Source organism: Mesorhizobium sp. M7A.F.Ca.US.014.04.1.1 (assembly GCF_003998745.1).
Classification (GTDB): domain Bacteria; phylum Pseudomonadota; class Alphaproteobacteria; order Rhizobiales; family Rhizobiaceae; genus Mesorhizobium; species Mesorhizobium ciceri.
The window spans coordinates 12,915-34,963 of record NZ_RZRW01000003.1; the positions used below are offsets into that span (position 1 = coordinate 12,915).

At 57.5% G+C, this 22,049-nt stretch carries 20 protein-coding genes; 4 read left to right on the forward strand and 16 right to left on the reverse strand.

Annotated elements, in window-relative coordinates; all coding sequences use genetic code 11:
- Positions 1–10: 10 nt before the first annotated feature.
- The 4 genes from sctV to EOA22_RS00480 form a co-directional block, all read right to left on the reverse strand.
- Entirely contained in the window at positions 11–2,074 is a 2,064-nt protein-coding gene (gene sctV / locus EOA22_RS00465; protein ID WP_063169272.1) for a type III secretion system export apparatus subunit SctV, read from the reverse strand.
- A gap of 232 nt (positions 2,075–2,306) precedes the next feature.
- The gene (locus tag EOA22_RS00470) at positions 2,307–3,197 is read right to left on the reverse strand and encodes a hypothetical protein (RefSeq protein WP_024505382.1); all 891 of its coding nucleotides are present in this window, start codon (positions 3,195–3,197) and stop codon (positions 2,307–2,309) included.
- Positions 3,198–3,314: 117 nt separating this feature from the next.
- The gene (locus EOA22_RS38525; RefSeq protein ID WP_224570034.1) at positions 3,315–3,557 is read right to left on the reverse strand and encodes a nodulation protein NopA; all 243 of its coding nucleotides are present in this window, start codon (positions 3,555–3,557) and stop codon (positions 3,315–3,317) included.
- A 71-nt stretch (positions 3,558–3,628) separates the two neighbouring features.
- On the reverse strand, positions 3,629–3,913 hold the full coding sequence (locus EOA22_RS00480) for a nodulation protein NopC (protein WP_245478574.1): 285 nt from the start codon (positions 3,911–3,913) through the stop codon (positions 3,629–3,631).
- A 1,411-nt stretch (positions 3,914–5,324) separates the two neighbouring features.
- Between EOA22_RS00480 and EOA22_RS00485 the strand changes: the two genes are divergently transcribed.
- Positions 5,325–7,421, forward strand: a complete 2,097-nt coding sequence (locus EOA22_RS00485) for a hypothetical protein (RefSeq protein WP_245458917.1) — start codon at positions 5,325–5,327, stop codon at positions 7,419–7,421.
- A 525-nt stretch (positions 7,422–7,946) separates the two neighbouring features.
- Here the strand turns inward: EOA22_RS00485 and EOA22_RS00490 are convergent.
- The 12 genes from EOA22_RS00490 to EOA22_RS00545 form a co-directional block, all read right to left on the reverse strand.
- The gene (locus EOA22_RS00490; RefSeq protein WP_024505378.1) at positions 7,947–8,750 is read right to left on the reverse strand and encodes a hypothetical protein; all 804 of its coding nucleotides are present in this window, start codon (positions 8,748–8,750) and stop codon (positions 7,947–7,949) included.
- A 355-nt stretch (positions 8,751–9,105) separates the two neighbouring features.
- On the reverse strand, positions 9,106–10,143 hold the full coding sequence (locus EOA22_RS00495) for an EscU/YscU/HrcU family type III secretion system export apparatus switch protein (protein WP_024505377.1): 1,038 nt from the start codon (positions 10,141–10,143) through the stop codon (positions 9,106–9,108).
- Positions 10,140–10,958 (reverse strand): type III secretion system export apparatus subunit SctT, encoded by an 819-nt coding sequence (sctT, locus tag EOA22_RS00500; protein ID WP_063169270.1) that lies wholly within the window; start codon positions 10,956–10,958, stop codon positions 10,140–10,142. The genes EOA22_RS00495 and sctT overlap by 4 nt, the downstream gene beginning before the upstream one ends.
- 8 nt (positions 10,959–10,966) lie before the next feature.
- Positions 10,967–11,215, reverse strand: a complete 249-nt coding sequence (locus tag EOA22_RS00505) for an EscS/YscS/HrcS family type III secretion system export apparatus protein (protein ID WP_081714428.1) — start codon at positions 11,213–11,215, stop codon at positions 10,967–10,969.
- A 29-nt stretch (positions 11,216–11,244) separates the two neighbouring features.
- Positions 11,245–11,910, reverse strand: coding sequence for a type III secretion system export apparatus subunit SctR (gene sctR / locus EOA22_RS00510; protein WP_029354851.1), 666 nt, complete (start codon positions 11,908–11,910; stop codon positions 11,245–11,247).
- Positions 11,903–12,931, reverse strand: coding sequence for a type III secretion system cytoplasmic ring protein SctQ (gene sctQ, locus EOA22_RS00515; protein ID WP_095769044.1), 1,029 nt, complete (start codon positions 12,929–12,931; stop codon positions 11,903–11,905). Before sctQ ends, sctR begins: the two co-directional genes overlap by 8 nt.
- 89 nt (positions 12,932–13,020) lie before the next feature.
- Complete coding sequence (locus tag EOA22_RS00520; protein WP_063169269.1) at positions 13,021–13,533, reverse strand: hypothetical protein; 513 nt, start codon at positions 13,531–13,533, stop codon at positions 13,021–13,023.
- On the reverse strand, positions 13,509–14,867 hold the full coding sequence (sctN, locus tag EOA22_RS00525) for a type III secretion system ATPase SctN (RefSeq protein WP_063169268.1): 1,359 nt from the start codon (positions 14,865–14,867) through the stop codon (positions 13,509–13,511). Before sctN ends, EOA22_RS00520 begins: the two co-directional genes overlap by 25 nt.
- Positions 14,864–15,487, reverse strand: a complete 624-nt coding sequence (gene sctL, locus EOA22_RS00530; protein WP_024505371.1) for a type III secretion system stator protein SctL — start codon at positions 15,485–15,487, stop codon at positions 14,864–14,866. Before sctL ends, sctN begins: the two co-directional genes overlap by 4 nt.
- A complete protein-coding gene (locus EOA22_RS00535; protein WP_210326671.1) occupies positions 15,484–16,170 on the reverse strand; it encodes a nodulation protein NolU in 687 nt (228 codons plus the stop codon). Before EOA22_RS00535 ends, sctL begins: the two co-directional genes overlap by 4 nt.
- On the reverse strand, positions 16,115–16,951 hold the full coding sequence (gene sctJ / locus EOA22_RS00540) for a type III secretion inner membrane ring lipoprotein SctJ (protein WP_272483026.1): 837 nt from the start codon (positions 16,949–16,951) through the stop codon (positions 16,115–16,117). The genes EOA22_RS00535 and sctJ overlap by 56 nt, the downstream gene beginning before the upstream one ends.
- Before the next feature lie 36 nt (positions 16,952–16,987).
- Positions 16,988–17,497: a nodulation protein NolB gene (locus EOA22_RS00545; protein ID WP_024505368.1), complete on the reverse strand. Its 510-nt coding sequence runs from the start codon at positions 17,495–17,497 to the stop codon at positions 16,988–16,990.
- A gap of 187 nt (positions 17,498–17,684) precedes the next feature.
- On the opposite strand from EOA22_RS00545, the gene EOA22_RS00550 reads away from it, so the two are divergent.
- The 3 genes from EOA22_RS00550 (at position 17,685) to EOA22_RS00560 (ending at position 22,020) form a co-directional block, all read left to right on the forward strand.
- On the forward strand, positions 17,685–18,383 hold the full coding sequence (locus tag EOA22_RS00550) for a secretin N-terminal domain-containing protein (protein WP_024505367.1): 699 nt from the start codon (positions 17,685–17,687) through the stop codon (positions 18,381–18,383).
- Between the two features lie 301 nt (positions 18,384–18,684).
- Positions 18,685–20,619 (forward strand): HrpF/NolX family T3SS translocon protein, encoded by a 1,935-nt coding sequence (locus EOA22_RS00555; protein WP_024505366.1) that lies wholly within the window; start codon positions 18,685–18,687, stop codon positions 20,617–20,619.
- Positions 20,620–21,675: 1,056 nt separating this feature from the next.
- Positions 21,676–22,020 (forward strand): helix-turn-helix domain-containing protein, encoded by a 345-nt coding sequence (locus EOA22_RS00560; RefSeq protein ID WP_082826567.1) that lies wholly within the window; start codon positions 21,676–21,678, stop codon positions 22,018–22,020.
- Positions 22,021–22,049: the final 29 nt, after the last annotated feature.

A 22,049-nucleotide genomic window follows, 5' to 3' on the forward strand; every position in this document is an offset into this window, starting at 1 on the left:
AAAGGTGGGACTACTCTAACAATCCGCTGTTCGATCCGTGCGGGAGTGTGACGGATCCTGCGGGGCGAATTGTAAAGTCGGAGGCGAGGTCTTGATAAGACAGCACGGCGAGATCAACCCCGTTTCGCGTCAGAAAGCCGCGGACGAAACGTCGGACATCCATCGACGTCAACAGAATAGGGCGGGTTTGACCCGGTTCTGCGTTCGAAAGGACCTGACGTATCTGTGATAGCATCGCTTCGCTTTGCCGATCCTCCAGTGCGAGATAGGGGCCTGCATCCGAATCTCGAACCGCGCCACGCATCACATCCTCGCTCTCGCGCTCGACGACCAGGGCGGACACGATGCCCTCCGTGTTGGCATGGCGGTGGCAGATCTGTCGCTTCAAACCAGAACGGACATATTCCGTCAGCAGGGCAACGTTCTGCTCACGCTCGCTCCATTCGGCCAATGCCTCCAACACGAGACGGGTGTGGCGGATTGGGATACCTTCCTCCAGGAGGCGGCGCAGAACATCGGCAATCCGAGGAATCGGCGTCGTGCGTAGCACCTCTTTCACAAGCTCAGAATATTCCTGCTCCATTCGGCCCAGGAAATGTCGGGTCTCTTGGATGCCCACCAATCGCGGTGCGTAGCGGGTCAACGCTGCATGGACGCGCAAGGCGAGGAGTTCGCCGGGAGCCCTATGCTCCGTGCCGGCGCCCGTAAGGGCCTTTGCAGGGGTATGTTCAACCGGGAGTCTGTCCGTTTTCGGCTCACGTCTAAGGGGGACACCGCTCGAGTCGACGTGCGCTACATCGGCTCGGAGCGCCATCTGGTTTGGATCTAAGGCGTCCTGTTCGACTGGCACGCCCTCGACATCAATTCGGAATTGCGATTCAGGCAGCTGCTCGTCAACCAAGACAGGGATGCGAGGAACGATAATGCCCAGATCGGCTGTGACCAGGAGCGAAACGCGCCCAATATGTTTTTGCAATTCGGCTTGATCGACCGCCTGCATAAGATCTGGCGCTAGAAAAAATGCGATCGGGAATTCCTTCGCAGGCGCGGCTTGCTTAGGCTCCGCTGCAGTTCCACCTTTCGCATCGGCAGTGCCGGCGCCCAGCACATCAGCCTTGACAATGCTTACCGCAGCGAACACTGCGGCCAGCATCAGAAAGACGGGGAGGGGAAACCCAGGAACGAACCCCATTACAACCAGGACGCCGGCCGCCAGTCGCAAGGCTCGAGTGCTGGCCGTGAGCTGACTGACCATTTCTGTACCGAGGTTGATCCTCGCCGTCCCAGTCACACGGGTGACGATGGTCGCCGCAGTAATGGAGAGCAGAAGGGCCGGAATCTGCGATATCAATGCATCGCCTATCGTCAGCAGAGTGTAGTGATGCAGTACCTCGCCGAAGGACATGCCCTTGGAGAGCAGGCCGATCGAAATTCCACCCAGCATGTTGATGCAGATAACCACCAGCCCGGCGATGGAATCGCCCTTCACAAATTTCATCGCGCCGTCCATCGCGCCATAGAGTTGGCTTTCCTTCTCCAATTCGGCGCGCCGCCGGCGGGATTCGTTGGCATCGATGTGGCCGTTGCGTAGCTCTGCGTCGACCGCCATTTGCTTGCCCGGCAGAGCATCCAGCGTGAAACGCGCCGCCACTTCTGCCACCCGTTCGGCACCCTTCGCGAGGACCATGAATTGCACCATGGTGACGACCAGAAATATGACGAAACCCACCACGATATTGCCTGAAATGACGAAATCGCCAAAAGTATGAATAATGCTGCCGGCCTCCCCCTCGGCCAGGATCAGTCGCGTCGTTGCGACCGTGAGCGCGAGACGGAATACAGTGGAAATCAAAATAACGCCGGGCAAAGAGGAAAAATCAAGTGGAGTACTGACATACAGGGCAACCATCATCAGCAGTATGGCCAACCCCATATTGAATCCTATCAGGGCGTCGACCACCACGACCGGGATAGGCATGACCATCATCGCGACAGCCAGAAGCAGCATCAACGCAACCATTAAATCCGGGCTGGCCGGCGCACGCTTGATGAAGTCACGCAGGACGTTGGCCATCGAGACACCTTTGCAATCGGTTGAGACTTACTCTGCTGTTACGCCATGAAACGTGGCTTTCGAACTCCGAAGGCGCCTCAGCCTTGGCCAGCGCGTGACCCTGCATGAGAGCCACAAGCAGGCGCGAAATGGCTGGGCAGCAAATGTTTCCAACGCAGCCAGCTTGTCAGCACCGAGCGCGACAGGATGTTTGGCTGGCCATAGAGTGCTGCTTGATGGGGCCTGCGAGCTTTCAATATTGGAGAGCAGCAATGCGGCCATTCCTGCTCAGCAGCACACGGCTGTCCTCAATACGTTCGACCACCCATCCATCAGCCAAAATGGCGCCGACAAAATACTTCTCGCTGTCGATGACAATATATGGTTGGACCCCATGCCACACAGCTTCGACCGCGATTGCGGATGGCGCCTTCTCCTCTTTGATGAGCACTCCGTTCACCAGTGTTAGAGTACCCTTGGTGCGACGATCGAACGATTGCTGAAGCTTCTGCCAACTGATGACCGATTCAGACGTGACGGTGCCTTCGGCGGTCACAACACCCTTTGCCGACCCAATCTTGACGTCGAGAAGACCCGCTCGATCGACTTCCTCCTGCAGCTCTTGGGCCGCTGCCTCCGTAAGTTCATTGTCAGCGCGGTGACTGATCGTTCTGGACGCGACTTCAGCCCGAAGTGAATTGGGGCTCGATCCACTTGCATTGCCAAGATAGGAGATCGTGCCTGAAAGCGCGCCGATCCCGAGTGAGCTGATTATGACCATGGCGAGCACACCGATCGGTAGGCGCGGTATGCCGGTCGAACCAGGCGGCTCTGCATCCTGCACGGACAAAGCAATGGACATCTCGCCTACGAGCAGGACGACAGGAAGGGGCACAACAACGGACTGGCCTGCGGCGATATTCCGGTTGCCCTCGATACTGAGTCCGGGTGCAAGCGCCTCCAGTTCGATCGACTTGCCAAGAAGAGTTACACGAAGGTGATGCGGTGCCAGTCCCTGCTCGACAAAGACCAAATCGGCATCGAAGCCGCTGCCGATTAAACACTTTTGAAGATCCGTCTTGCCGGTCAGACCGCAATAGTGCCCCGAACGCACTTCGAAACGGAGGGAAACGGCGTCATCCACAGAGCATCTCTCAAACAGGATAGAAGCCGCATGGCAATTGCCATGCGGCTCATTTCGGGACTACGTCGCGTCAATAAGGAGACGCGCTAGGGGGCAGTCTAAAACCCGCTTCCGACATTACGAAACGCGTTCGTCGGCGGCCTTCTTGATGGTCTGGAGATTGGTCGTTAGAGTGCGCAACTGGACACTCCTTTTCGTCGCCTCCAAGCTAACATTGGTTAGTTCCTGCACTTGCGCCTGAAAAGCAGTAGCATCAGCTCCGCTTGTATTGCCGGGAGTGCCACTGTTAGTTTTATCGGTATTGCCGGCGCTACTGGTATTGGTATTGCCTGATTTTTTATTATTATCAACTGCAGCCATGATCATTCCTTTTTCTGTTGGAGTTGTGCCGTCAATAACGGCCTGTATGACCTCACGCCGGATTTCCCGCGTCAGGCATCTTCTGTGTCATCCAAAGCTTCATCGGCCTCAGCCATCGCATCGTTCGCGAATTGGAACGCGAACGATCGCAGGATACTTTGGAAGGCTTCACTTTGTGCTGCAGACTGTGAGTTGTCTTGAAGTTGATCATTTGAAACGGTCCGGTTATCCGCCCGATCGTTCCCGCCAGCTGCCTTGCCATCATTCCCACCAGCTGGCTTGCCATCATTGCCATCAGCCGGCTTGCCATCACCAGAATGCTCGGATTTCGAATCCCCATGGCCCTTTCGGATCAAGGAAGTCCCGAGGTTGCCAACTCCACTCCCAATTGCTGCTATCATCAGGTACTCCGGCATTTGCCATTGGCGGCGACGTGTTAAAGGTTAGCCTCGATCAAGCTAAGGGCGGGAGCTTTCGAGAACCTGACGGCTTTTGACAAAAACCGGCCAGCGCAAAAACGTATGCTCTGCAGGATGTTGCTCTCGCATCGAACAGTCGACCACGATCTCGGCTGTTCGGCCAATCCCGCCGTCCACGCATGCCGCGACCGAATGGCAGCCGCAGCAGCTCGTTTGCATCCTCGATGCTGTGGTGTCGAACAGGAGACACGGTCCACGTGCTGCATGACCGCAATGACCGTATTCTTGCTGGCTCCACGGGCGCACGCAACGAGCAGGAACTCGGTCTTTGCATCACCATTCTCTCGCCTGCACATCACGGCCCGGCGCGGTGAGCTCATTGGCTTCGAGAAGGTCGGCGACCGTACGAACATGGGATGGTCTGCCGGCTTTGGGAGGCCGGTGCGGATCCTCTTCTCACCATATCGAAAGCTTGAAGCGGTCGGATTTTCTTGCCCTGTTCGTGAGAACTCCCATCGTCAGCTAATCGTCAGCCAAGCGGTCTATCTAGGCCGGCCGTGCCTGACCTTCGGATCCAAAGGTCCCGTCTCGACACTTTTTGTAACTATAGATCGAAATGGTCCGCGTGATACGCAACGCACACGCTTCTCTGAAGCAAATGTGTGACTTTGTCGGTGGCGAACGAGAGGAGTGACGCATCAATAAAATCGTCAGGCACGTGTCTAGGAAGGGGAGCTAGCCGAGTTGGTCTGATTTCATTCGCTGTTCCTGGAAATCGGCGGACTGAAGCGCTGATAATCTCAGGACATCGATGGCAACGTTGCGAAAGTCCTGTGAGCTCGGGCCAATCTTGGCCTGCTACTGAGAAGCACTTTGGCGGGAACATTACGCCGTCGCGGGTCTGGCTGACCGTGACGTTAACCGAAAGATGCCGCTGGTCTCGTCAGCCGCCAGCACAATAGCAGCACATTCTCGCCTACTACGGAGACGCAATATGAAGGGCATTGGCCGACCACGGAAATCGCAGGCTGAAACTGGAGCCAGCCGCGCGGGGCGGGCGAGCAGTTCCCTTTCGCAATCAAGTCTTGCTGCGGGAGAAGGTGGACAGTCATTCGATTCCGTTGTGGAGCAGATGCGCTCTGGGGACGCCGATAGGAGGCCCTCCTCCCTTCCAGTTGCGCGCGGTCCAGGCGATGCCCGCGAAAGTCTGCCAGGCGCCTCGATTGGCGAAGATCAAATCCTGAACACACCGCCACGTGGAGCCGCTGCGCCACCACGCGGAACCGTAGCGCCACGTGGCGCAGCCGCAAGGCGGCGCGGTTCTCCCTCCATGTCTGAGGGCGAAGCCATGGCGCCGGTCGGTAGCCAACTATCAACCGCGCAGGTGGAAGGCACCAGCTCATCGTCAAATAAAGATATCAGTCCGACACAGCTCAGAATGAACAGTCTTGTTCAACAACTGACTGATTGCGAGGCTGCGGCCAGGAAAACCGACGTCCCCGAGGAGGCGGTGGAGCTGATCAGTGGGGTCGTCGATGCAGCCTCAGCAATTCTGGAGTACCGCGCTAGCCTGCCTGCGGCTGAGGCGCAGACAATTATGCCAGACGACAAGGTGCGTAGATGTTGCCAGATCGTGTGCGACGCCGCGAATGAAGTAGACAAACTTGGCCTGTCGACGATCACGAAATTGGACAAAAAGACCAAGAAAGCGGCAGGTATGGTCGATAAACTCTACTCCTACTCCCAGGCGGACCGGCAGGAGCTGTTGATTTTAAATGTGGAGAACCACCATACGGCGGCAATTAAGTGGTGGGAAAAAAAGGCATGGCGCTCCGAACGGCAGCGATCCGCCTGCGCTGCCACCGCTAGCCTATCCAGTGGAACGCCCGTGATGCGGGAAGCCGAGCGGTGCGCACTGCGGCTGCGTGCCGGCTCGGTACTGAGTGTCAGGATCTGGCTGGTCCGTGAGCGGATCGGTCTTGCGCGGGCCAAGATTGAACTGCGGGCGAGCAGGTTCGAGCCAGATTTGAAGGAACTCCTCGTCGGTCGAAATGGAGTGGTGCAGCTGATGGCAAGCGCCGCTCAAGAAGCTCTTCGCGCCCTCTCTTTGGCGAAGGGCATAATGGATGATGGCAAAACACTCAACGCTCATGATTGCGCGGTTGTAGAAAAAATCATGGAGCGGCTTTCGGATTTTGGATTGGCGTTGCACGAGGTGCATACCAAGCTAAGCCATACCTACCCAGATGCCGGCCTCCCATTGAAACTGTTCGAACGGATCGTGGACGATGCATGGATCACTGCGCACGATGCCATGCACTTGTTGAACCTGCAGTCTCCGCCGTCAGCCATCATGGCGCCACAGGCCCAGGCGGGCGCTGCGATGCCGGCCAGGGCAGGCGCTGCGATACCGGCTGACACTGCTGGTACGGCTGCAGTGTCAGAAGGCACTACAGCGCGAAGGAAAGGGAAGTCAAAGCATAAGTCGGCAGCTCGCGCCGGGACTTCTGCCGCCGGGCAGCCATCAACACCAGTCGCTGCGAACGCCGGCACAGTGCCAGCAGCCAAGGTTCTCGCGCGCTCGGATCAAGTTGCGAGTACACAGGTGAGAGCGCAAGAGGTGGCTGCGAGTTCGTCGGGGGCAGGCTCGACAATCGGGGGCGCCGCGTTGTCAATGGAGGTATTGACGGAGCGGCTCAAACGATTGGACGAACTTTTGCAGTTCGATCTGGCCGGTCAGCAAAGCGTCGTCTCCCAAGTGCGCCAGATGAAGCCTGAGGAGGCCGGTAAGGTCGTGGACGATGTGGCCCAGTACCTGCGAGCCCAGGCCATTGAGATGCAAACCTGTCTCGCCGGGTTGCAGGGGCGTAATGTACGCCTGCTACTCACCTCCACCCAGCTACCCAAAGTGCACGAACGCACAGACCAGCTCAAAGGGTTGCTGAACATGGTGCTGGGACAGGCCAACGCATTGAATGAAGGAAAAGCCGGCATTACGACTGATTGCATGAAGACCTACGCATTTCCGGCGCAAAAATACCTGGAACATTTGTGCAATGCCGACGAATTGATGCCGCCGGAGGCACCGGTCGCGCTGCGTGGCGAGCCAGGAAAGCTGTTTGAGATGAAGCTGCAGCCCAAGATGCTGGTCAATGGTGCGATGCCGAGCCCGATGTGGGTGCACATCCACACGAGTCGCCCCGTCATGGCCAGAAACTTGGAAGGGCTGGCTGATTCCGAATTCACCGCTTGCCACGTTAAATCCAACGAACAGCGCGGCTACAATCGAGAGCGAGAGGAAGCCGATGCTAGGTCCGGTCGCGAGAAGGTCATAATTCATCGCGGCAAACTCACCCCCGCTTTCTGTAAGTCCTTGTTGACCTCAGGGCTTGGCCGCCAACCACGCCATTCGCGTGCCGAGCTCCCGTCGGCGCAGGCTGCATGACAGGGCACTCAGAATGCGGCCGGCCACGCTGTGAGTCAGCGAGCATTTCTCCTGGCCAAACCGCGAATGCCGCTGCGCGAGTTGCGGTCCGGCGATTGGAGTCGATCGGCTACCGTCAGGGCCGATTTGCGATGTCGCGTTACCGGCTGTTGACGTGGCGGCGTATCTTGCCTCCCATCCAACTTATCGCCGAGATCGCGCCGCCAAGATCGAGGCGGAAGGTCTTCCTGCGAGCGCGGAGCAGGCATAGCCGATCCGATCGGGATCGGCGCATCGCAACGACCCAACGGTGTGGTGGAGAAAATTGGATTCGGGAGAGCTCGGTTCCAAGAGGCGGAGTTCCGGCCCGAATACAATCCGCTCGCAAGCACCCACGATGCGCATCCGCAGTTTATTGTCTGGGAGATGGGCTGGATTGCTCGGCGGCGCTGGCGCTAAGGCGGGGCTGTCGCCGGACAATTAGCATTCACTGCCAACAGCCTTGCAACCGTCACCAGTTGCAAGGCTCGGCGGCGGGTCGACAAATCACATGAAATCGTCGTCGGACCCGCTATCGCTGCTGTCGCTATCCTCGGTTTTGTGGAGATAGAGTGGAGGTTTGCCTGCACGCTGCCACTCACCGGCACTGTTCTTCGTCCATTTGTCGGGATGCTGCGTAGGGTCAAGCACCAGGTCGCCATGATCCACTTCAACAAACCCCATCGTCTGCGCGCGCGCTTGTGCTTCCGGATTAGCCGCACGCCAATTCAGCAACGGTCGGTCGCCGTCTATCCGAAGTTGATGCTCCAGCAGAATATCGCCCGCATTTTCGACGAGCGGATGGGCGACTTGAAGATCCACTATGGAAGTGACCTCAGTTCGACCAGGAAATTGTTCCCGCCAACTTTCCGATTCGAACTCGTTCATGCTGAATCCGCCTTCCATTCTCAGCAGTCCGGCACTCCGGTCTCCCAATTGGTAACTGAAATATCGCGCGTGCTCCGTATCTCGACGGATGCCATATTGCTGAGCAACGTCCGCGGTGCGCCTGGCTCGTGACGATACGAACTCCGAATACTCTTGAGGATTGTCGGCGATGTGCGTGATTTCATCACCATGAAATTGCCTCACCTGTCTCCTGAAGGAAGTCCTGTTGATCTCCACCACAGGAGGTCGGGAATTGAGGGAGTATGCTTGGGGAGCCGCCGATGATGAGGCGCCGCTACCTTCCGATCCGGATAAGTGCATTCGGGCAAATGTGTCCGCGAACCCTTCGCTTCCTGCATCCGATTGCTCGCCGGCATTATGCGCGCGGTAACTATCGGATGAGCCACCAATTCGACCATACATGACGATTCGTACTCCTATGTTTCGCAACCGAGCTCAAGTTAGCACGGCTGTTCAACATAGGGCGCTTAGTTGACGACTAGCTGACGAGGGCATTCCAACGGCTGCACCAATCAAATCCGCACTGCCGGCCTCAAAACCTCGGACTGCGCCACGCACCGGCCAGCAGAGGCTGCAAGGTCATGCCCGGAGGACTTGCCGTAGTTGCTGGGTGGCAGATCCGAGGGGAGTGATTGCCCCAGGCCCGCGGTTGCGCGGTTGGCCTGACAGAGACACTGGGGCACGGATGGCCAGCCGACATTTGCCACTAGCATGGAGCCAGGTCAGTTTTGAACTGGGCAGTCGTGGACTTCCATGACTAGGCCAAGCCTGCGGCAAAGAATGCTTTCGCGACAGGCTGGAAATATTGCATAGGAACCGCGTGGCCGAGTTTTGTAGTGCCTATCAGCTGACGCGCTAAGACATGGTCATGGACGATCGTCAGGCGTAGTGCCCGCGCCTCGCTCAACACATGTGAAACGCGCTCACCTTCGGCACGGCAAACTAAGAACGGCACCCCGGTTTCACCGCGAACGTAACGCAGACCGATCAGGACCGCCCTTCCTGTTAAGACCAGCGTGGCGCGATGCACGCCAAGCGCAGGCTCGTCGGCCGCCTCCTCGCGGATGCGACGCTGTTCACCTTTCAACTCTGGCGCTCCTTGCTGATCCTTCGACTCGCGCGTCACTTCGGTATTGGTCATGCGCATTTCGCGCAGATACAACGCGCGCTGGAGCAGAAGATCGATCAGTCCGCCGACCAGCAGTGCGCCGGCGCCAATTCCCATCAGCAATTTTGTCTCCATAAAGATGAGGCCAACACAGCCCATGCCGCAGATCGGCAGAGGGACCATTGTCTTCCACATCCCGAGAAGGACAATGGAAAAGGTTGCGCTGAGAACCAATACCTTGAACATGGTCTTGCAGACTTCGACCATGGAACGAGCAGACCCCAAGCGCTTCAGCCCTTCAAAGGGGTCAATTTTCTTAAAGCTGAGCTTCATCGGCTCCAGAGAGAAGACAAATCCACCATTGGCTAGCAGGCTGGCCAAAATCACCGCGGCGACAAGGGTTCCAAGCAGCGGGCCAACAGCCGCGACTGTGAGTTGGACGAGCACAACCAATGCCTGCGGCACCGCGGTATCGAAAGGTAGGCTCTGCAACTTGGTGGCTAATAGGAGCGCTTCCCGGCATTTGTCCTCGATCACGCTGCCTCTTAGCCAAAGGTAGCCGAGCCCAGCGCAAGTCCCGACCGCGCGGACGAAATCGGAGCTACGTGGCAGCTGTCCTTTTTTGCGCGCTTCACTTAACTTCTTCGGGCTGGCGGCGTGTGTCTTCTCTTCACTTGTGTCGCTCATGGCAGCAATTTGTCGAACCACTCCAGCACGCCGTTGGCACGTGTGACCTCCAGTTTCATGCTCTCCACCAGATAGGCAGCGTAGGTGACCATGAGAACTGGAAAGACAATGTTCTTGATTGCCGGAGACAGTTGGCTCGCCTTAAATTGCGGGGCAAAGCGACGCAGCAGCATCATCGATATATCAATCAGTATCAGGAAGAACACGACAGGCCCCGAAACCAATAATGCCGTGCGCATTATGCTGTCGAGAAGCCCCAACAACTCCATTGCTCCTGGCCCGCTCAGTGTCGGGTGAAACTGATACACCGGCCAGATCAAGTAGCTGCGGTACAGGACACTGATCAAAGTTTCCAGGCCTCCTGATCCGACGAATATGGCAATCGCAGTGATCCCCAGAAAAACGCCCATCGCGGAAGCCTGACTGTTCGTCGCGGGATCGGCCGAAGCGGTCGGGCTGCTGATGCCGCGTTGGTTGTCGATAAGCTCCCCGGCAGCCTGAAGGCCCCAAAGCGGAATGCCAAGAAAAGTGCCAAGGAGTACACCGACAAAAACTTCCTTGAATCCGAGCAGGGTTAGCTGGATCAGGCGCGTATCAGGATCCAGCGCCGGCAATCCGCCGCTGACGTGTGCCAGGCATGGTAGTGCGAAGCCAACAGCCAAACAGCCCCGGATCAGCCCACTGATCTGCGAGCGTGTGAATACGGGAAAGATCAGCATGATGCCCATCGCGCGGGCTGCCCCAAGACCTGCCGCAACGACGAGTTCGAAAGCCGTCTGGATCAGAATTTGAATATCGGCCGATGGCGCGTCCATGGGGCGGACTAGTAGCTAAGTGTCATTGCGGGAAACTCGGTGAAGATCTGATCGGCTAGCTCTATGAGCGGGGCGCTTAGCACAGGAGCAAACAGCCCAATCACCGCGACAACGACCAGAAGCTTCACGGTGAGCGGCAAGCTTTCATCCTGGATCTGCGTCGCCGCCTGGAGGATGCCGATGACGAGGCCGACAACCACTGATGCAATGAGCGGCGGTAGAATCCAGATCATGAAAACCACCAGTGATTGGCTCATAAGAGTAATGATGCTGGATTCAGTGATGATCAGCCTCCCGGTAACGTATAACTCAGCACAAGCCCATGCATCAATTTTGACCAACCATCAATGGCAACAAACAAGAAGATCTTGAACGGAACAGATATAACAGTTGGTGAGACCATCGACATACCCATTGCCATCAAGATAGTTGTCACTATCAGATCTATAACAATAAAAGGCAGATAAAGTAGAAATCCTATCTCAAATCCGCGCTTCAATTCTGATAGCAAGAAAGATGGTACAAGTATTGCAAAGTCATCAGGCGTGGCTGCAGCGTGCATTTCCTCTGGCCAGACCTTTTCTGTCGAAGATAGGAAAAATCGCCGCTGCTCTTCATTTGTGAATTTCTTGAGATGCTCGCGCAAGGGCTCACTTCCGGCTTTAGCGGCGCTTACCCAGTCGTCGAATGTCTGATAGTGGAGCTTGGGATCCGACATGCGGTCATAGGTCTGCTCAGCAACGGGCGCACTAACGAACATAGTGAGGATCATCGCCGCGGCGTACAGCACCACATTGGGTGGTATGGTCTGGGTCCCGAGCGCATTGCGGACGAGGAAAAGAACAATTGATACCTTTACAAAGGCCGTTGTCGTGGCAACTGCTAAAACCAGCAGACCGAGTCCGGCGGTAACCGCAAGAAGCGCCAGGATTGTCGGCTGAGCTTCACTCATTGCATGCAAACCCGCCACGGAGCCTGATGCCCAGCTCTTCTCCGATGCGGACAATGTCGCCACGCCCGATACGCTGACCATTGGCCACTATGTCGACCGGGCCGTCGATCGGCCATCCAAGTTCAAAAATATGCCCTTCGCCGGCACTTCTTAATTCCCCAAGAGAAATAGGCCAGCGGCCGCATTCAAAGACAAGCACGATCTCGACATCGTCGAGATCCTTAGTAAGCTCCAGTTGCGATCCGGGTTGTGTCATATGCGCACTCTCCAAAGGACACGGTCGCGGGCGGAAAGGCCCCCGCAAGATTAATTCATCGCCGTCAAGATCCGCCTCGGCGCACAACTGGCCGACAGCTAGGGTGATCTGGCCGCGGCCGAACGGCGCAATATCGGGCAACAATGCATCACCGACACATGCGCTTCGAAGAAGCGCCGCAGGAAGGCGAAGCGTGCCGACCTCTCCTGCAACAATGAGCGGGAGCTCTGGAGGCAGCCCGCCCAGCTGCCGCGGCAACTGGGCAAGCAGTTCGCCTAGCGCGCGAAACGCAGGCGGTACTAAGCCGTCAAGTGGCGTGAACAGGAATAGACGGCCCTTGCCCTTGACCGCGCCGAAAATGATGTCGAGTTCAAGATGAGGAGCCAGCATCGTGGCTTCGCATACCCGCACGAGTTGCACGTTCAGACGCGTCGTCTCCTCCAGTCGAGTGACAAGCGGCTCCAGAGCGAGTTCGAGAATTAGCGAAGCAGTTGGCTCGGAAGGGAAGGCCAAGCCGTTCTGCACTGTCGTGATGAACTCCTCTACGAGCGGGCGCGACAGTGACAAGATGACCGTTTCGGCTCCCACTCTCCAGACGCAGTCAAGCATCGGAATGGCAGCAGGTTCCTGCTGCCAGACAAGCCCTGCCGTTCGCACCGATAGCGGCACCTCGTTGATCCGGCTTTGAAACGGCGTGCGCGGCGCTGCTGTATCATTGAGCCACGAGACAACCGTGTGGGACAGTTTCAGAACTGGTTCGAACATGGCGGGTGTGACCGCAGCGCCTATCAAAGACTGCACGGTCGTGTCATTCGGACGACCTCTTGCGACCGTCGGATCCGGTTGCGCGGCATTTAGGCAAGCGACCCCCTCGCATATTTCAGCAGTATCTCATCGTCGGCCTCGATCTCGGCTGCGGCCTCCGAATGAGTCTCGACGGCGCGCCGCACGTCGTCCTCGATTTGTTGCCATTTGTCCCTTGCCGCCGAACATATGACCCATAGCTCCCTCGTCCTGGACGCCGCCATCTCAGCCTCCTCTTGAGCGATTTGGGTATCATCAAGCATCTGCCGTCTGGAATTGATCTCAGCGGCAAGTTGTTCAGTGTGAAGGCGGTGACGGTCGAGCGCTGCGCTAGACAAGTTGTCGAGTGACATCAGATGCTGATAGAGCGCTGCTTCTTTTCTTGAACAATGTTGCTGTATCATTGCAAGCTCCCTAGAGGCATTTTGTACGGCTGAGGCGGCCACATCGCGCTGGGCTTCCTTCTTGGACAGCTCGCCAAGGGCACGACGCTCTTGCATTTCCTTCAGAAGCCGTATACTCGAAGACTGAATCCAGTTTACGCGGTCAGACGCGACATCCATGCGACCGTCTCCTCGAAATCTGACGCGTCATCTTCGCTCTGGCGCAGAAACTCCCTCAGTTCGTCGATTGACGCGACAGCCCGGTCAGTCAGGGGATCTCCACCTGGCTTGTATTCGCCAACATTGATCAAGAACTCGGTCTCGGCATAGCGCGACAGGAGCTCGCGGAAAATGGATGCTGCCTTGCGATGTGTCCCCGAAACGACTGCATCCATGACGCGGCTGCGACTCTGCAGCACATCAATAGCGGGGAAATGCGATCGCGCCGCAATAGCGCGTGAGAGGATGACATGGCCATCGAGAATACCACGCGATTCCTCGGCGATTGGATCACCCGTGCCATCACCCTCTACAAGCACCGTATAGAAGGCCGTGATTGAGCCCCGCTCACCCATGCCGGCGCGCTCGAGCAGGCCTGGCAGCATGCCAAAAACGGAAGGAGGAAAGCCCCGTCGCGTCGGCGGCTCACCCGCAGCAAGGCCTATTTCGCGCATAGCGCGGCAGAAGCGCGTCAGCGAATCCAGCATGAGAGCAACGCGTAGGCCTTGATCGCGGAAATATTCCGCGAGCGCAGTCGCCATTGGAGCGCATTGCGCACGCTCTACCGCCGAGCGGTCGGATGTTTCAACCACGACGACCGTACGGAGAAGGCCCTCTTCACCAAGATTCCTTTCGATGAATTCACGAACTTCCCGTCCACGTTCGCCTATGAGCGCCACTATGACGACGTCAGCGGCGGCACCCTTTACGATCTGTGACAACAGCGTCGACTTGCCACCACCTGGCTCGCCATAAATCCCGATCCGCTGGCCCTCGCCGCACGTCAGCAGACCATCGAGGACACGGACCCCAAGCGGGAATGGCCGCTCAATCATGCGCCTCGTCATCGGATTGGGGGCTCTGCCATGCAGGGGCCGAGTTTCGACGGTCTTGATTTCGCCTTTGCCGTCCAATGGGCGGCAACGACTGTCGATCACGCGACCGAGCAAATCGCCGCCGACGGGCACCTCACGCATTCGGCCAGTGGCCACGACCTCTGCGCGGCTGGATAGGCCCACCAAGTCCCCGATCGGTGTCAGCAATACACCATCACCCGACAGGCCGATCACCTCGGCCTCGAGCGACAGCCCGGTTCGCGGGTCCTCTAGGAGGCAAAGTTCCCCAATACGAGTGTCTGGCAAGACGGCATGAACCAGTGTGCCGATAGCCCGCGTGATCCGACCGCGCACCGCACGCGTGTCAATTCGCTTGGCCGCAGCCCTCAAAGACGAGATTGCTGGAACGAGAGCTCGAGTGTGGGCGTCAGCGTTATGTTCTGGGACGGGCTTTCTCATAGCTCGCCTTTCTCACAGAGCGTCCCGAAACCAAGGCGCAGCGCGCGCATCTGGGCGTCAAGTCCAAGGTCAACATTGCCGTACTCGCTCCACAGCACGCAGCGTTGCGGCGACAATGTCGGGTCGGGCTCGATCCGCACCCTTGGTCGACCATCCTGGCCGTCGCATCGAGCAAACTCTCGTGCAAGCATGTCGACTTGCATGGGAGAAACATGAAGGCAAACGTCGGCGCCGCTGTATTGACACTCTATGGCGTGACGAACAGCCCTCACCAATAGCTCGCCCGGATCGAAAGCGCCGATAAGATCGCTCAATATTTCCATCACGAGCTGCGGCAATTCCTGCTCCAGAGCCGCCTTTCGTCGCGCGATTTCGGAGATTGTCTCCGCAATCAACCCTGCCATCTCCTCGGTGCCTGCATTCGAGCCCTCCATGTGGCCGCGCGCCCACGCCCGCTGGTAAACCGCGCGTGCCCAGTTTCGAACGCGCTGCCGATGCCGTTCTGCCGCGGCAAGGGCTTGCGCGGCGCTGTGCCAGGTTTCGAGCTCGCTCGCGGGTATCAGTGGTCCGACTGGACGCATCTGCGGCGCTATTGGCCCCTCGGAAAGTTCGACTGTCATTTCACCGGGGTCTCTGTCTCAAAATGAGCTACTACAAGTGAAAGCAATTGGCCGGCGGCGGTCCAATGCTCATGTGCTGGAGTCTCCGCGGCAGTCCCCTCGGGCAATCGAAGAAGCACGCGGTTACGCTCGGTCGCTGAACTGTCCTGGAGCCAAGCTCCAAGACATGCGTGTCCATCGTATTCGATTTGCTGAGCGAGTTTTTCTGGGTCCGAGATCAGTCTTTTGTCAACAGCATGCAGCAGGTGTCGGATTCCGAATGCGTGTGCATCCACGCCGATGCGTTTAACAAGGATGGCAAGCTCAGGCTGAGAGACAAACGCGACCAGCGAACGGGCATGCCAGATACTACCAGCAAGAAGGGTCGCTCGATATGGATCATGCCCGCGTAGAAGGTCCGGCCTGCAGCCGATGTGGTTCAGATCCACGTCATCGTTGCCCAGCAATTCTGCCAGCCTTGGATGCAGTCTGGAACACTTCTGCAACTTCACTAACGTTTCGGCCGATAACGCTGGATCAAGACGCGCCGCAAGACGGGTTGGATGGGCCGAAGCCGCAAGCTCGCTCGCGCCCGGAAAGTGCGGACCATCAGGTCGGGCGGTCTGTATAGGCATTGGCAATGAGATGTCACCCACGTCCAATTGCAGGCATTCTTTTGCGAATGGCCTCGACAGCAGAAGCATCCCGGCGCCCCTCGACCTTGGAAACGCCGGTTGATTGCTTGCGCCGACGCGTAACAACGCCGATCAAGAGATAACAGGCCACGGCGAATACGGCTGCGGCAAAACCTGTTACGGTCGCCAGAAGTGGCGCAGGAAGAGGTAGTGATGCTTGTGGCAAAACAGCAGTCGGATCGGGCCGTTGCTCGTGTGCGGAACGTTCTACCGGCACCAAAACCACTTCCACCTTATCGTAGGACAGGCCTTCGATGCTGTCGGCTACAAGCATCTTTATCTTTGGCAGCAGAGCCGCGACATTTGTTTTTGCGTCGTGCCTGATAAACACCGAGGCCGAGGATGGCGTGGCACCGGCTCGCACAAGGTCGTTATGCGGCAGCACGACGTGAACACGTACAGAAAAAACGCCATCGATATCGCTGATCGTCCGCGACAACTCTTCGCTCAGGGCATACACGTAACGGGCACGCTCTTCGGTCGGCGAGGCAATCAGGCCTGATCCTTGGAATATCTCACCGAGGTTCTTGAAGGATTGGCGCGGCAGCCCCTTGGCGTTCAGAAGGTTGATTGAGAAGGCGAGCAGCTTTTCGTCAACCTGGATCGTGCTGGTTCCATCCTTGGCGACCACCCGGATCGCGGCGACCCCGTTGTCTTCAAGAAGTGCGAGCATTTCATTTGCCTCACGCTCTTGCAATTGCGTGTAGAGGTCGGCTTTGCAAGCAGTGAGGGCGACGAGAACTGGCAGCATGACAAGTCTAACCGACCGCCACCCTGACAGGCCACGCATGATTTCGCCCTCGGCCAAGCCAATCATGCGCGCGGTTCAGCCTTCCTTCAAAAGTTTATTCACGGATGATGTGACGCCGCTGACGCCTTTGGAGATAAGCGCCACCTGGGTGACGCCGTTGTAAACATCCCGAAGACCAGCCATCATCGTTTCGAAGTCTTGCCCTTGTTGGGGAATGCCCGAGATTCCGGTTCCCGCCTCACCTGGAACGGGAAGCTTCTGCGCCGGTCCCGGTAGAGCGCCCTTCGAAAGGGCTATGTCATGGTCGAGCGCGGGGAAGGAAACAGTGTTGTGTGGATATAGGGAGGAAATCGTCTGCAACACGCGATCGCCCATGCCGCTCGTCGGCGCAGCCGCGCGCTGAACATCCATCGCCGCAGCAACTGGCGCCGCACTCGCTGGCCCCGCGGCGGCATCGTTTTTCAGCGAGTCGGCTGCATGCCCTAAGGCGCGCTCAAACTGGGCCTGCTCGACAATCGACGGTGATCCGACCCTGGGGAGGCCAGCCGTTAGAGTGGCAGAGATCGACGTGACAGGCATCATCATGTAAGGACTCGGTTGCTCTCTCTGACCGGGCGAGCCCCGCCCATTCATCACCCGGTGTCGGCGCAACACTCCTAGGGGGGCAAGCTGACAACAAGCTGACTAACGGCGGCGTCATTTCGACAATCTAAAATCTCTTCGGCAATTTAGTCACTTGTGATGATTTCAGCGTTTGGTTTATCAGTGCGACATGCCGAGAACGCTTATCCAACCCGTCACCCTGCATGTTTTGAGACTTCTTTGTGCCGGGTTTTTTCTGTCCACCGGGATTCACCCGGCGCATGCAGTCCCGCTGTCCCTTCCGGCGACACCCTATAGATACACGGTTCTGGATCAGGAGCTCGCTGCAGCGTTGCAGGAATTCGGCAACAACCTGAATATCAGGGTCAACATCAGTCCTGCGGTGAAGGGGCGAATTCGCGGACGTATGCCTGATTTGCCACCGCGCGCGTTCCTCGACCGCTTGACGAACCTTTACGGTCTACAATGGTACTATGACGGCCTTGTGCTCTATGTGTCTGCTGCACAAGAATCGCAAACTCGAATGCTTTTGATGACGTCGATTCGCTTCGATGCGTTCAAGGGGGCTCTCGACAAGCTTGATATCTCCGACGAGCGCTATGTGGTCAAACCCGTGCCAGGCAATGGCCTCGTCTTCGTTTCCGGTCCACCGCGCTTCGTCGCACTCGTGGAGCAGACCTTTAACGGCTTGGTGGCGCAGGCGCAGGCGCAGACTCACATAGCGGCAACGCCAAAGGAATCAGTGCTGATCTTGTTTCGCGGCTCCTCCACTACGGTCGTTCGCGACGGACGACCGGATGCTTCTTATTCTTCTGACATCCCACAACAGGATAGCGTTGGCGGGAAGCCTGAGCTGGGCAAGAAATGAACATTGAGGATTTCCCGCAGCTCTGAAGAACATGACTGCGGCTACCCCTTTGTGAACTCTTCGCAAACTCGTCAGTTTCTCGAAAGCTAATCCGCTCATGATGAGTCCCGGCAGCTCTCGCGGTGACTCCGGCCATTGTGTTGGACCGAACCTTGGAGCCGGCCCGGAACACAGCAATTGAAGGCAGGGCAGGCGCATTCGTGACCTGCCGACGCTTGGAATTGTCGAATTTTGTGAAACGCAAGGGATCTTCTGTCGGGGTCTCTTGTGGGGATTTCAACGTCACGTCTGAGGATGCATAATGTCGGCCAGTAATCTTTCAACTTTCTACCGCTCAAATTCGCTACAGTCCGCAAGGGGTTGGCCGGGCCTGAAAGTTTCCCATTTTGCGACCCAGCATCAGCAAAGTGCATCGTGCTTCGAAGCGATGCTGTCCACTTGTGTGCTGGCAGACAAGCCCGGCTCTTTCGCGCAAGGGGATCTGCCAGCGTCGAATCTTGATTCGACAATGGATAAATTGCGGCAGGACCCTTTGGGCCATCTGGCACCGGATGTCTTGACATTGAATGGCTTGGAGCAACACCCACTGGATCTGCTGCCGCCAAATATGAGGGCGGCTCTCAAGGAGGACCAATCGCAACGCTCCAAGGCGACTGAAGCCCAACATCTGCTCGGCGTCACTCCGAAGATCGAGCCGGCTCCCAGGCCGAGCCCCGGAATCACGTGGAACGGTGGGTCGCTGACCACGGCTGAGTTGCAGATTGTTGCGGTACTCAACCGTCACAAGGACCAATGCCCGCTTACTTGGAAGTCGTTGACCGACAAAGCCAATGATCCCTCTACGCCACCGGATCTGAAAGCGGCGATCCAGGGACTGCAGCAGGATTCGGGACTTTTTTATGCGATTGGCTCGCAGGGCGACGGCCGCTGTGGAGGCAAGATCAACGCCAAGGACTTGGCCGGATTTTCAAACCACCACCCACAAGTTGCTGCATTTCAGGAAGCCCAAGCGCGAAGCTACGAGCAGAACTACATACCATCCGACGGCAGCGGAGGTTTGCAGCCTTCGGTCATGACCTTGAGCGATGCCTTGCGGGAGTTTTACCGGTACTCCGAAAATCTGTCCAAGGACCTGAGTCTGGATGAGTTCAAGAAAATGGTCGGCGGCGAATCGAAAAACGGCAAATTTCCGCCCCAGGTCATTGCGGCGGCGCAATATTTCCTCGATCACCCCGATGCTTGGAACCAGTTGTGCGGTGGCTCGAAAGGGAAGATGCACAAAGAGGATTTCCTGCAAGTCGCCTCATCGTCGATGAGCCTCACGCAAACTGAGCTGAATACGGTCGAGATGATCAAGGACCATCAGGACACGTTCTTTGGAAGCGGTGTTCTGACTCGCGACAAACTGGCGAAAATGAAAGACGACAAGAGCCTTGATCCGAAAGTGCGGGAAGCAGCCTCTCAGCTCCTTTCAGATCCTCTTTTGTTTGGCCTCCTGAACAATTCGATCACGGGCTATAAGACCCATCATAAATTCTTCGACTTTGGCGGCGGGCATACGGTTGATTCCGGCAATATCAGCAAAAAAGACTTTGCCCATTTTTGCACAAACATGTCGTCTGCGAACCGCAACGTTCAGCAGCCAATCACCCACGGCGCCCAAACCGCAGAAGAGCAGAATGCCGTCGCGGACATGAAGATGGGCCTGATGGACCAGCCTGACATTAAGTCAGCCAAAAAGAACGGCGGGGCCGTCATGCACGTCGTCGACTCCGTGCTCAAAATCGAGACGAAAGTGCTCGACTTGGCGGCAACGGCGGTGGGACTGCTCAGCTTCATTCCGGGCCTCGGACAAGTAGCCGATCTTGCCTCGATGGTTCTCGAGGCTGAGTCGCAAGCAGCCAATCTCCTGCGTACGGCCATTAACGGAGGCGATATGAAGCGAGCGCTGGAGGAAGCTGGCCTCAATATGGCCGCGCAGGCGATCGGCCTTATCGCAGGCCCCGAGGTCAAGCTGGCCATTCGAAATGGGCTCGTAAAGCACCTGATGGAAGAGGCCTTGGCGGCAGGCATTGATCTTTCGGTCTCGACGGCGCAGGACTACGCAGAAGGCTATGTGAATAACCTCAAAGCGCGCCTTGCAGGCGGCCCTGAGCAAAGCCTAGGCCTTCCGAGCATGCCATCATTCCAGAGTGTGGCAAGCAATGTGCCCTTCGTCGGCATTGCCTTATCCTAGCCGTCGCCTTGCGCGGAAGCTTTGGCTCGCGCGCTGACATAAGGGTCATTGTGGCACAAGCAGGGGTTCATCCGCATCAACGCAAGCGGTGTTCCTGACGCCATCTGGATCGGACTGTGAGGGGGATGTCCGAAGTCTGTGAAGACTTCGGTATATGACGACTTCAGAGTTACGCTGAGCCCAGCCATCTCGAGCCGGTGCGCCGGGTCGAGGTTTTCACGGGCGCCGGCCGGTAGCGGGAATGGTCTCCGGAAGGCACGGCGCGGATGGTGGCGGAGCGGCGCAGCCGAAGGAACGGCTGTCGCGCGCCCAGGGCGGCCTCCCGAACAGCAGACGATGATCTCCTGCCTTGGGCCTATATCCTCGTGCCACGCTCAAGGCAGTCGGCTGAAAACAGCGCTGATTTAAAACAGCATTATCCTGCACTGCACCCTCGATCCTTGCGCTCACCGATCGCTCGTCGACACGCACGCGGTCAAGTCGTTATCGGCGCTATGCCGATGGGCTTCGAGAGCAAGGTGGACGCTGAGCGGTGCGTCAGCCTCAGGGCGCGGCTGGCCAGCTTTGGGTCTCACGCTCTATGACGGCAACACCCGGCTGATCCACTTGGCCTGTTCGCGGGCTCCCGGCAGCGGCGCGGAAGCCACGGTCCGCCTTCCTCGGCTTCAGGCCAAAGATACCGCAGCATGCTCCAGAGCTATGTCTGCCGCCTTCGCCCCATCGTCGCTGGTCATGTGGAAAGGACAAGCAGGCTACGCACCCTATAATCCCGTCGGGCAGGATTCGACAGTCGACGGCGAGACATTCGCCAAACCTCCCCCTTGATTCTCAGCAACGTTAAAAAAAATTCACATAATGTTCGTGAGTGTAGTCTCCTGTCAGGTGGTACATTAGCCCCAATATCTGGCGTCTTAGTCGTAGAAAGGACTGTGATCTATCTTCCATTAGCATCCATACCAGCGGATTTACAGCAAATGACGAGAGAGGTCTCATGCGGATTGATGGGGATAGAAGGGCTAGCGGCTTGCTGCATCCCGTCCGGGTTGATGCTAACCAATGTTGACACTGGTAAATCGCCTAAGGACGGCAGCGCATCTTGATCGCCTTCGAATCCTGGGCCTTTGCGCGCATGCGGATCTAACCGTCGGCGAGCTGGCCGATATTACCGGTCTGCCTCGCGAGCAGGTTCGACGCCACGTTCGGCGGCTGGTCAGAGCCAACTTTCTTTGCTGCAACGAACAACGTCCGCAGTCTTCGTACCATATGCAAGCAGGAGGCAAGGATGGCGAGCTGGCTCAATTGGTGGTCGATCTCCTGCCCCACGATGATGGCCATCATAAAAGAGACCTACAACGCCTGGAAGCAATACAAGACGCGCGGTTGAAGGGACCGCCTGCTTGATCGTGAAATAGATCAGTCCAAATGGAGCG